Source organism: Burkholderia sp. Se-20378 (assembly GCF_017104665.1).
Classification (GTDB): Bacteria; Pseudomonadota; Gammaproteobacteria; order Burkholderiales; family Burkholderiaceae; genus Burkholderia; species Burkholderia lata.
The window spans coordinates 1-10683 of record NZ_JAAGPG010000287.1 but is presented as its reverse complement, the minus strand read 5'-3'; the positions used below and the strand labels follow the sequence as shown (position 1 = coordinate 10683).

Here is a 10683-nt window from a genome sequence, read left to right as displayed (position 1 = left end):
GGGCGGCGAGCGGATGCGCACGTCGCCGGGCGGCCCGGGCCGTACGCTGAAGAACCTGTTCCAGGAGCGCGGTGTACCCGCCTGGCAGCGCGACGTGCCGTTGCTGTTCGCCGGTGATTCGCTGATCTACGTGCCGCGCCTTGGCGTGAACCGCGATGTCGGCTCCGACGGTGGGGCGTCCGATGATGGCGCGTGGCGCCGGATCGAGTGGCGTCCGGACCTGCTGATCGCATGATGGCGGCAGGCTGACGATGGCGCGATGGCGCGCGCATTTTCACCATTTGGTAAACAGCGCCGGAACGGCCCCGGACGCCGCGAGCGGCTTGTCAAGCGGGCCTCTATCGGGTACGCTCGGACGTTTGCTCGGCTCGATTTTTGAGCGATTTGTGCAGGTTTTCCGCGTGACGTACCCGGTTTGCGCGGCCTGATCGGCCTTCCGGGCAAAATCCGTCACGCTTGCGTGTTGCGTCCCAGCCGTCCCCCTCGTCGTCCGTCCACAGCCACAAGCCGCGTGACCGAACGGCTACGCGGCCTGCCCAGCGCGCCCGTGCGGTTTCTCCTCCAGTTCAGAACGACAATGGCACTCATCGTACACAAATACGGCGGCACTTCGATGGGCTCGGTCGAGCGCATCAAGAACGTCGCGAAACGCGTCGCAAAATGGCATCAGGCCGGGCACCAGATGGTGGTCGTGCCTTCGGCGATGTCCGGCGAAACCAACCGTCTGCTCGGTCTTGCGAAAGAGATTTCGAGCCAGCCGAGCCCGCGCGAGCTCGACATGATCGCGTCGACCGGCGAGCAGGTCAGCGTCGGCCTGCTGTCGATCGCGCTGCAGGAAATCGGCGTCGAGGCCGTGAGCTACGCCGGCTGGCAAGTGCCGATCAAGACCGACAGCGCGTTTACGAAAGCGCGCATTCACTCGATCGATGACGAGCGCGTGAAGGCTGATCTGAATGCAGGCAAGGTCGTGATCATCACGGGCTTCCAGGGCGTCGATCCGGACGGCCACATCACGACGCTGGGCCGTGGCGGCTCGGATACGTCGGCGGTGGCGGTCGCGGCTGCGCTGGGTGCCGAAGAGTGCCTGATTTATACGGACGTCGACGGCGTCTACACGACCGATCCGCGCGTCGTCGAAGAGGCGCGACGCCTCGATCGCGTGACGTTCGAGGAAATGCTGGAAATGGCCAGCCTCGGCTCGAAGGTCCTGCAGATCCGCTCGGTCGAATTCGCCGGCAAATACCAGGTGAAGACGCGTGTGCTGTCGAGCCTGACCGATCCGCTGATTGCGCTCGACGAAGAAATGCGCTCGGGCACCCTGATTACTTTTGAAGAAGACGAGACCATGGAAAAGGCAGTCATTTCCGGCATCGCGTTCCAGCGCGACGAAGCACGCATTGCTGTGATGGGCGTGCCCGACAAGCCGGGCATCGCGTATCAGATCCTTGGCCCGGTCGCGGATGCGAACGTCGACGTCGACATGATCATCCAGAACCAGAGCGTCCAGGGCAAGACCGACTTCACGTTCACGGTCGGCCGTGGCGACTACCAGAAGGCGATGGACATCCTCACCAACCAGGTGAAGGGTCACGTGAGCGCCGAGTACGTGCAGGGCGACCCGAAGGTGTCGAAGGTGTCGGTCGTCGGCGTCGGCATGCGTTCGCACGTGGGCGTCGCGAGCAAGATGTTCCGCACGCTGTCGGAAGAGGGCATCAACATCCAGATGATCTCGACGTCCGAAATCAAGATTTCGGTGCTGATCGACGAGAAATACATGGAGCTGGCCGTCCGCGCGCTGCACAAGGCATTCGAACTCGACCAGGCATCGTGAATTTTTCGTGATGCGTTGAAGAAAATGCATCACGGAAATTGACGTACGGTTCGAAACCCTATACTATTTCGTTCTCGTCGCACTGCCTCCCTGGTGCGAGCGAAAGTTTGGGAGACGTGGCCGAGAGGTCGAAGGCACTCCCCTGCTAAGGGAGCATCTGGGCCAAAACCTGGATCGAGGGTTCGAATCCCTCCGTCTCCGCCAAAAGCGGTGACAAAGCCCCGCAAGTTCTAGGACTTGCGGGGCTTTTTCTTTTTCCGGCGCTATCGCGCGCCGGATGCGCGACGCGGCCGGATCCCATCCGTCCGTCGGGCGGGGTGGCCGGTCATGCAATGAGTACTCGACTTGCACGGCGATAGTGGGTTACATATCGCCTATCGTTCGTTGTGACTCGAGGTGATGCGCTTGGCCAGCCCGCATTCTGTTCTGACTGTCCTTTCTCATCGGCCTGTCGACGGGCTTGTCGACAACCACGCGCGCTATGCGCAGCTGCACGGCTACCGACACGTGACGGTCGACGGCATGCACGTGTATGGCGAGCGCCAGCCGGTCCTGCACAAATATCACGCGATCGTCGCGCAGCTCGTCGCGATGGAGCCGGGTGCATTGCTGCTCGTGCTCGATCCGTTCTCCGTCGTATTCGACCCGCAGGCGCTGCAGGATGTCGCACAGGGCTACGACGCGATCGTCACGACGCAGACGTCGAAGTCGGCGCTGCCCGCCGCGAGCGGCATGATCTTTCGCAACGTGCCTGGCGTGCGCGAGCAGTTGCGCAAGCTGGTGGTCGAACTGGGCAAATGGGCGATGTACCTTCCGGAGCGGCGGCACGCGTGCGAGGCGACGCTGCTGGCGGAGCACTTTTCGCCGCTGCCGTTCGACATGCCGCTCGCGAACGGTCATTTCGCATCGGTCCAGACGATCTGGAGCGACGGGCTCGCGATCGATTCGATCGCGGGTGCCCGGCCGCTCGTCGCGCATCAGGCGCCCGAGTGGCGGCAGGTGGATGGCGTCTGGGTGCCGGCTGCCGATTACGACTTCCGCTATGTGCAGGCGCTCGTCGACGATGCCGAGCGATACCAGCGCGGCGATCGCCCGCACGCAATGGACGACTGGCGTGCCGCGCAGCAGAGAACGCGCGATGCGGAGCGGCATGTGAATCCGCAGGCGCGAATTGCGTTCGTGAGCCTGCATACGTCGCATATCGCGGGCTATGGCGATCTGCACGAGGAGAACTTCGTTCGATACTGTACGCGGCATGGTTACGCGTACCACGCGTATCGCGAACCGCCCGCATTTCTGCCGGACGGAATCGATGCGAACTGGGCGAAGCTGCATCTGATTCGCGAACATCTGCCGCATCACGCGTTCGTGTTCTGGGTCGATGCTGACATCCTGGCGATCGATCAGAGTCGGCCAGTCGACGACACGATCGACGGCCGCGACTTCGTGATCGGTACCGATCACACGGCATGGGCGATCAACTCGTGCATGATCGGCGTGCGCAACGTGGCGCCGATGCGCGAACTCGTCGAGCGCATGTGCGTGCGCATCGAAGGTTTCGGCGATCGTTCGTCGGTCTACGCGAGCGGCGGCGATCAACAGGCGATCTTTGTGGAGCTGCTGGAGTCCGGCATGATCGATGCGCGCCATATCGTCGATGCGATGACGCTCGCGTCGTCGCCGGTCTATGCCACGCGCGACAGCCGCTTCGTCCATTTTCCCGCGCAACACGGCCACTATCGCGCGGTGACGATGCGCATATGGGATCGTCTGAGTCATCAGCGATAGCGGGCGCCGGCATGAAGGGCGAGGGGAGCGGCCATTCGCTCGACCTGCACTGCGCAAAGCAGAATGAAATAAAAATGAAAGCATAGGTGTAAGAATCGAGGGGCGTGCACGCGCTGCATTGCCACGCGCCAATCGGCTTGGTTAGACCCTCAGGATTGGCCTGCCGGCGTCAAAAATGCGGCACTGCGTCGATTTTCACGATCGGCCTGATCGGGCAATACAAAAAATTACTCATAAAAATCAGCGTCATAGGATGACGGCGAAAATCAATGCTCTGCTGCGCTGCAGAAAATAATCAATCGCCTTATGCTGGTTAACCCGATCGCGTTTGAGCGGCGTCAAGTTTTCCGGTGATGCCGCTTTACATTTTGCCAACACTGGCGATTCACGAAATCTATCTGTCGATTTGATTTCGTTCCTTTCGTCTCGCCTGTCCCCGATGCAGTGCGCGACTTCATCAAGGCCTTGTTGACATGCATGATTTCCCCTTCCTGAGCCTGGCCATCTGGGCTCCGATCCTGTTCGGCGCGTGCCTGCTGCGCGCCGGTTCCGACCATCATCCACGCCGTACACGGCTGATCGCGCTCGTCGGCGCGCTGGTGGGGCTTGCGGCGGTCGTGCCGCTGGTTGCCGGCTTCGATGCACACTCGGCTGCGATGCAGTTCGTCGAAAGCCGCAACTGGCTGGCCGCATTCAATTCCGGATGGCGGGTCGGCATCGACGGCGCGTCGCTGTGGCTCGTCGTGCTGACCGCGTTCACGACGCTCGTGGTGGTGGTGGCGTCGTGGGAATCGGTCACGGTGCGCGTCGCGCAGTACTACGCGTCGTTCCTGATCCTGTCGGGGCTGATGGTCGGCGTGTTCGTCGCACAGGACGGGCTGCTGTTCTTCATCTTCTTCGAGGCAACGCTGATCCCACTGTATTTGCTGATCGGCACGTGGGGGCGCGAGCGTCGCGTGTACGCGGCCGTGAAGTTCTTCTTCATCTCGTTCGCCGGCTCGCTGTTGCTGCTGATGGCGATGCTGTACCTGTACGCGCAGTCGCATACGTTCGACATGGCCGTATGGCGCACGCTGCAGCTCGGCTTCGCGCCGCAGTTGCTGGTGTTCCTGGGCTTCTTCGCCGCATTCGCGGTCAAGGTGCCGATGTGGCCGGTCCACACGTGGCTGAGCGACGTCTACACCGACGGCCCGACCGGCGCCGCGCTGATGCTCGCGATGCTCAAGCTCGGCGGCTACGGGTTCCTGCGCTTCGCGCTGCCGGTCACGCCCGATGCAAGCCACTTCTTCGCGCCGGCCGTGATCGCGCTGTCGCTGTTCGCGATCGTCTATGCGAGCCTGATCGCGCTCGCGCAGACCGATCTCGGCAAGCTGCTCGCGTATTCGACGGTCGCGCACATGGGGATCGTCACGCTCGGGCTGTTCCTGTTCAACCGGATCGGCGTCGAAGGCGCGATCGTGCAGCTCGTGTCGTATGGCTTCGTCGCGGGCGCGATGCTGTTGTGCGTGAACGTGCTCGTCGATCGCACGAAGCAGCGCGAGATTGCCGCGTACGGCGGCGTGGCGGGCGTGATGCCGCGTTTCGCGACCTTCACGGTGCTGTTCGCGATGGCCAACGTCGGCCTGCCGGGCACGTCGGGGTTCGTCGGCGAGTTCATGGTCATCATGGGCGCGATCCGCTTCAACTTCTGGATCGGCGCCATCGCGGCGCTGACGCTGATCCTCAGTGCGTCGTACACGCTGTGGATGCTCAAGCGCGTCGTGTTCGGCAAGGTCAAGACCCCGCTGATCGGCAAGCTCGCCGACCTGAACCGTCGCGAGATCGTGATGTTCGCGTCGCTCGCGCTGGTCGTGGTGATGGTCGGCGTCTATCCGAAGCCGTTCACCGACGCGATCGATCCGACCGTCGGACGGTTGATCGAAGACGCGAGTCATTCGAAGCTGCCGACCGGGGACGGCCCTGCGCAGCCGCAGCCGTCGTACATGGCATCGACGCGCGGCTGATCGCGGCACGTCGCGCGAGCGGGACGCATCGCACGGCGGTGCGGTCGTTGCACACACATCGATCCGATCGCGGTCCGGCGCAGGCAGCGCCGGGCCGGCCTTCGGCTGCGTGAAATTGCCCCGCGACAATCTGTCTCACAGCAGATTCTGCAATGATGATTTTCCGCATTAGCTGGTTTTTCATCGCACTCGCGCGACGTATGATTCGGCCACTTTCGTGGATCGAATGCGCATCGGGCATACGCAAACGGATTCAATGACCCTCGGGCTGTGTGATGAAAAGAAGAGCTTCAAAAGGTGGAGTGGCGCTGATGTCGATCGGCGCGGCTTTGAGCCTGTCAGGCTGTAATTTAGATGTACTAAATCCGAAAGGAAGCGTAGGTGCTGCCGAAAAGGCGCTGATCGCGACGTCCACCTGGGCGATGCTGATCGTCGTCGTGCCGGTGATCCTGCTCACGCTGTGGTTCGCGTGGCGTTACCGCGCATCGAACCGCAACGCCACCTACGCGCCGAACTGGTCGCACTCGACCGTGATCGAGGTCGTGATCTGGACGGTGCCGACGCTGATCATCCTGTTCCTCGGCGTGCTCACGTGGAAGACCACGCACGAGCTCGACCCGTATAAGCCGCTGGAGTCGTCGGTGAAGCCGATCGATGTCGAGGTCGTCGCACTCGACTGGAAGTGGCTGTTCATCTATCCGGAACTCGGCATCGCGTCGGTGAACCAGCTCGCGATTCCGGTCGGCACGCCGGTGAACTTCCGCATCACGTCGGATTCGGTGATGAACTCGTTCTTCATCCCGCAGCTCGGCGGCCAGGTGTACGCGATGGCCGGCATGCAGACGCGCCTGCACCTGATCGCCGACGAGCCCGGCAACTATGCGGGCACGTCCGCCAACTTCAGCGGCCGCGGCTTCTCCGACATGAAGTTCCGCACGCTCGCCGAGCCGCGCGAACAGTTCGACGCATGGGTGCAGAAGGTTAAGGCGTCGCCGGACCGGCTCGACGCGACCGTGTACGGCACCGTCGCGCAGCCGAGCGAGAAGGCGCCCGTGCGCTACTTCTCGTCGGTCGATCCGCGGCTCTTCCACAACATCATCGCGAAATACAACGATGGCCACGTCCTCGACCTGAAGGACGCCGCCTGCGGCACGAAGGGGTAACGCATGTTCGGCAAACTCACACTCTCGGCGATCCCGTTCGATCAGCCCATCATCATGGGGGCCGGTGCCTTCATGGGGCTGGTCGTGCTGGGCATTCTCGCCGCGCTGACGATCTCCGGCCGGTGGAAATGGCTGTGGACGCAATGGCTGACCACGGTCGACCACAAGAAACTCGGCGTGATGTACATCATCGTCGCGCTGATCATGCTGCTGCGCGGCTTCGCGGACGCGATCATGATGCGCATGCAGCTCGCGCTCTCGTACAACGGGCCCGGCTACCTGCCGCCGCACCACTATGACCAGGTCTTCACGGCACACGGCGTGATCATGATCTTCTTCATGGCGATGGTGTTCATGGTCGGCCTGATGAACCTGATCGTGCCGCTGCAGATCGGTGCGCGTGACGTCGCATTTCCGTTCATCAACTCGCTGTCGTTCTGGATGACGGCGGTCAGCGCGATCCTGATCAACGTCTCGCTCGTGATCGGCGAATTCGCGCAGACGGGCTGGCTCGCGTATCCGCCGCTGTCGGAGCTGCAGTTCAGTCCGGGGGTAGGGGTCGACTACTACCTGTGGGCGCTGCAGATCTCGGGCGTCGGCACGCTGCTGACGGGCGTGAACTTCTTCGTGACGATCATCAAGATGCGCGCGCCGGGCATGACGCTGATGAAGATGCCGGTGTTCACGTGGACCGCGCTCTGCACGAACGTGCTGATCATGGCGTCGTTCCCGATCCTGACCGCGACGCTCGCGCTGCTCGGCCTCGACCGTTACCTCGGCATGCACTTCTTCACGAACGAAGCCGGCGGCAACGCGATGCTGTACCTGAACCTGATCTGGGCATGGGGTCACCCGGAGGTGTACATCCTGATCCTGCCGGCGTTCGGCATTTTCTCGGAAGTCATCTCGACGTTCGCGAAGAAGCCGCTGTTCGGCTACAAGACGATGGTGTACGCGACCTGCGCGATCATGGTGCTGTCGTTCCTCGTGTGGCTGCACCACTTCTTCACGATGGGCTCGGGTGCGAACGTGAACGCGTTCTTCGGCATCATGACGATGATCATCGCGATCCCGACCGGCGTGAAGGTGTTCAACTGGCTGTTCACGATGTATCGCGGCCGGATCGAATTCACGACGCCCGTGCTGTGGACGATCGGCTTCATGGTCACGTTCACGCTCGGCGGCATGACCGGCGTGATGATGGCGATTCCGGGCGCGGACTTCGTGCTGCACAACAGCCTGTTCCTGATCGCGCACTTCCACAACGTGATCATCGGCGGCGTGCTGTTCGGCTATCTCGCGGGCTTCAACTACTGGTTCCCGAAGGCGTTCGGCTTCAAGCTGAACGAGAAGCTCGGCAAGGCGGCGTTCTGGTTCTGGCAGATCGGTTTCTACGTTGCATTCGTGCCGCTCTACGTGCTCGGCTTCATGGGCATGACGCGCCGGATCAACCATTACGACAACCCGGCCTGGCATCCGTGGCTGCTGGTCGCCGCATTCGGCGCCGTGCTGATCGCGATCGGCATTGCATGCCAACTGCTGCAGCTGGTGGTCAGCATCCGCAACCGCAACCTGCCCGAGTACCGCGACACGACGGGCGATCCGTGGGGTGGCCGCACGCTGGAATGGGCGACCTCGTCGCCGCCGGCCGACTACAACTTCGCGGTGATCCCGCAAGTGCGCACGCTCGACGCGTATGCGGACATGAAGGCACGCGGTGAAGGCCGGCCGAACCCGGCAGCGATTCGCGACATTCACATGCCGTCGAATACCTGCGCGGGCCTCGTGATCGCGATCTTCAGCCTGGTGCTCGGCTTCGCGCTGGTATGGCACATCTGGTGGATGGCGATCGGCGGGCTCGTCGGGATCGTCGCGACGCTCGTGATCTACAGCTCGCGCGATAACGACGGCTATTACATCCCCGCGTCGACGGTGCGGAAGATCGAAGACAAGCAGCCGACGCAGCGCGTGGCCGCGCGCGTCGACGACGTGGAACTGGAGGCCAACTGATGTTGCAGAAAACCTTGAGCGCAACCCTGCTCGAGCACGACGACCATCCGCCGTCGCATTCGGTGTTCGGGTTCTGGCTGTACCTGATGACCGACTGCGTGATCTTTGCGGCGCTGTTCGCGACGTTCGCGGTGCTCGGCCAGCAGCATGCGGGCGGGCCGACCGCGAAAGACCTGTTCGACATTCCGGGCGTCGCGGTGGAAACCGCCGCGCTGCTGCTGTCGAGCATCACGTACGGTTTCGCGATGCTCGCTGCGTACAAGCAGCGACGCGGCGCGCTGCTCGCATGGCTCGCGGTGACGTTCGTGCTCGGCGCGGCGTTCCTCGTGATGGAACTGCGCGAGTTCTCGCACCTGATCGCGGAGGGCGCCGGCCCGCAGCGCAGCGCGTTCCTGTCGGCGTTCTTCACGCTGGTCGGCACGCACGGGCTGCACGTGACGGCCGGCCTGCTGTGGATGATCGTGCTCGCCGGGCAGATCGTGTTCCGCGGCGGCGACCTGACCGATCGCGACCTGCGACGACTGACGTGCCTGAGCCTCTTCTGGCACTTCCTCGACATCGTGTGGATCTGCGTGTTTTCCTTTGTCTATCTCGCGAGCGTGATCTAAATGGCCCATTCGCATTCGTCTCAACTCGAAGAAGGGCACGGCAGTGTCGGCGGCTACTTCGCCGGTTTCATCCTGTCGGTGCTGCTGACGGCCGCATCGTTCGGCCTCGTGATGGGCGGCGTGCTGTCGCCGCACGCGTCGCTGATCGCACTTGCGGTGCTCGCGTTCGTGCAGATCATCGTGCACCTCGTGTACTTCCTGCACATGAACGGCTCGTCGGGCCAGCGCTGGAACGTGATGGCGTTCAGCTACACGGTGCTGACCGTGGCGATCCTGATCGTCGGCACGCTGTGGGTGATGCACAACGTCAGCATGAACATGATGTCGCGCTGAGCGGCATTGCGGCGCGGGGGCGCCAACCAGAAAAGCGGCACGCGAGTGCCGCTTTTTTTTCGTCCGCAAGACGGGCACGATCAGGGCGCGCGGCGCACGCAGGCGGGGGGAAACCGGCGAGCGAAAGGGGGATGGGGCGCTGCACACGCAGTATGATTCGGCGCTTGGTGCATGTCGCCGTTCCAGATGCGGACGATGGGTAAGGGCGCGGGCGTGGGCAGAAAGATGCCGGCATGCCGCATTCAGGCCGTCGATTGTTACAAGACGTTAGCGCAAGCTTCCCGTTGCGATGCCGCGCATCAGTTCTTACAAAGTGGAAATATGCGGGACCGGCGCTTGCCGTTATAGTCGAATCACACATGACACAACCAGAAGAGGAATCCATGAAGACCTTGCGTGTTGCCTCGCTCTTGACCGGTATGACGGCCTTGCTCGTGTCGGGCGCAGCAATGGCGGGAGTCAATGTCGGGATCAATCTCGGCGTTCCGGCGCCGGTATACGTCGCGCCCGCACCCGTGTATGCGCCGCCGCCTCCGCCGCCGGTCGTCTATCAGCCTGCGCCGGTCTACGCACCGGCCCCTGTCTACGCGCCGGGACCGACCATCGTGATCGGCTGGCATGGCGACCGCTACTGGGACGGCCGTCGCTACTGGGGCCGTGACGAGTGGTACCGCCATCACGGCCGCGGCTGGGGCGGCGATCGTGGCGATCGTGGCCACTGGGACAACGGCCGCCACAACGGCTGGCACTGATCGACAAGGCGCGCCTGCCTGATGCGCGCCCCCCGATCCGCTCGTGAAGAAACCGCCCGCGTGGCGGTTTTCTTTTGGCTCGCCGGCTTGAATGGGTAGAATCGTCCCTCGTTACTACCCTCATTCGACCGACAGGGCCTCTATGACGAAGGGTTCGCCCCGGGCCGGCGGTGCGCGCGTCCGCCGCGCCGTACG

At 63.0% G+C, this 10683-nt stretch carries 9 protein-coding genes and 1 tRNA gene; all 10 read left to right on the top strand.

Features of this window, described 5'->3' with window-relative positions; translation table 11 throughout:
• On the top strand, nucleotides 1-235 hold a 235-nt coding region (tilS, locus tag G3N93_RS25250; protein WP_206134187.1), incomplete at its 5' end, for a tRNA lysidine(34) synthetase TilS.
• A gap of 342 nt (nucleotides 236-577) precedes the next feature.
• Nucleotides 578-1831: an aspartate kinase gene (locus tag G3N93_RS25245; protein ID WP_174941919.1), complete on the top strand. Its 1254-nt coding sequence runs from the start codon at nucleotides 578-580 to the stop codon at nucleotides 1829-1831.
• A gap of 110 nt (nucleotides 1832-1941) precedes the next feature.
• Nucleotides 1942-2035: transfer RNA gene (locus G3N93_RS25240), tRNA-Ser, on the top strand.
• 195 nt (nucleotides 2036-2230) lie between these two features.
• Nucleotides 2231-3619, top strand: a complete 1389-nt coding sequence (locus G3N93_RS25235) for a hypothetical protein (RefSeq protein ID WP_174943375.1) — start codon at nucleotides 2231-2233, stop codon at nucleotides 3617-3619.
• A gap of 473 nt (nucleotides 3620-4092) precedes the next feature.
• Nucleotides 4093-5622, top strand: a complete 1530-nt coding sequence (locus tag G3N93_RS25230; RefSeq protein ID WP_174941923.1) for a NuoM family protein — start codon at nucleotides 4093-4095, stop codon at nucleotides 5620-5622.
• A gap of 275 nt (nucleotides 5623-5897) precedes the next feature.
• On the top strand, nucleotides 5898-6785 hold the full coding sequence (gene cyoA, locus G3N93_RS25225; protein WP_206134186.1) for a ubiquinol oxidase subunit II: 888 nt from the start codon (nucleotides 5898-5900) through the stop codon (nucleotides 6783-6785).
• A gap of 3 nt (nucleotides 6786-6788) precedes the next feature.
• Nucleotides 6789-8795: a cytochrome o ubiquinol oxidase subunit I gene (cyoB, locus tag G3N93_RS25220; RefSeq protein WP_174986929.1), complete on the top strand. Its 2007-nt coding sequence runs from the start codon at nucleotides 6789-6791 to the stop codon at nucleotides 8793-8795.
• Nucleotides 8795-9403: a cytochrome o ubiquinol oxidase subunit III gene (gene cyoC, locus G3N93_RS25215; RefSeq protein WP_011352505.1), complete on the top strand. Its 609-nt coding sequence runs from the start codon at nucleotides 8795-8797 to the stop codon at nucleotides 9401-9403. The genes cyoB and cyoC overlap by 1 nt, the downstream gene beginning before the upstream one ends.
• Nucleotides 9404-9736 (top strand): cytochrome o ubiquinol oxidase subunit IV, encoded by a 333-nt coding sequence (gene cyoD, locus G3N93_RS25210; protein WP_206134185.1) that lies wholly within the window; start codon nucleotides 9404-9406, stop codon nucleotides 9734-9736.
• 383 nt (nucleotides 9737-10119) lie between these two features.
• On the top strand, nucleotides 10120-10488 hold the full coding sequence (locus G3N93_RS25205) for a hypothetical protein (RefSeq protein WP_011352503.1): 369 nt from the start codon (nucleotides 10120-10122) through the stop codon (nucleotides 10486-10488).
• Nucleotides 10489-10683 lie beyond the last annotated feature (195 nt).

Excerpts from the sequence above, each read along its gene's own strand:
- G3N93_RS25245 (WP_174941919.1), top strand. The coding sequence starts at position 578 with ATGGCACTCATCGTACACAAATACGGCGGCACTTCGATGGGCTCGGTC.
- G3N93_RS25235 (WP_174943375.1), top strand. The coding sequence starts at position 2,231 with ATGCGCTTGGCCAGCCCGCATTCTGTTCTGACTGTCCTTTCTCATCGG.
- G3N93_RS25230 (WP_174941923.1), top strand. The coding sequence starts at position 4,093 with ATGCATGATTTCCCCTTCCTGAGCCTGGCCATCTGGGCTCCGATCCTG.
- cyoA (WP_206134186.1), top strand. The coding sequence starts at position 5,898 with ATGAAAAGAAGAGCTTCAAAAGGTGGAGTGGCGCTGATGTCGATCGGC.
- cyoB (WP_174986929.1), top strand. The coding sequence starts at position 6,789 with ATGTTCGGCAAACTCACACTCTCGGCGATCCCGTTCGATCAGCCCATC.
- cyoC (WP_011352505.1), top strand. The coding sequence starts at position 8,795 with ATGTTGCAGAAAACCTTGAGCGCAACCCTGCTCGAGCACGACGACCAT.
- cyoD (WP_206134185.1), top strand. The coding sequence starts at position 9,404 with ATGGCCCATTCGCATTCGTCTCAACTCGAAGAAGGGCACGGCAGTGTC.
- G3N93_RS25205 (WP_011352503.1), top strand. The coding sequence starts at position 10,120 with ATGAAGACCTTGCGTGTTGCCTCGCTCTTGACCGGTATGACGGCCTTG.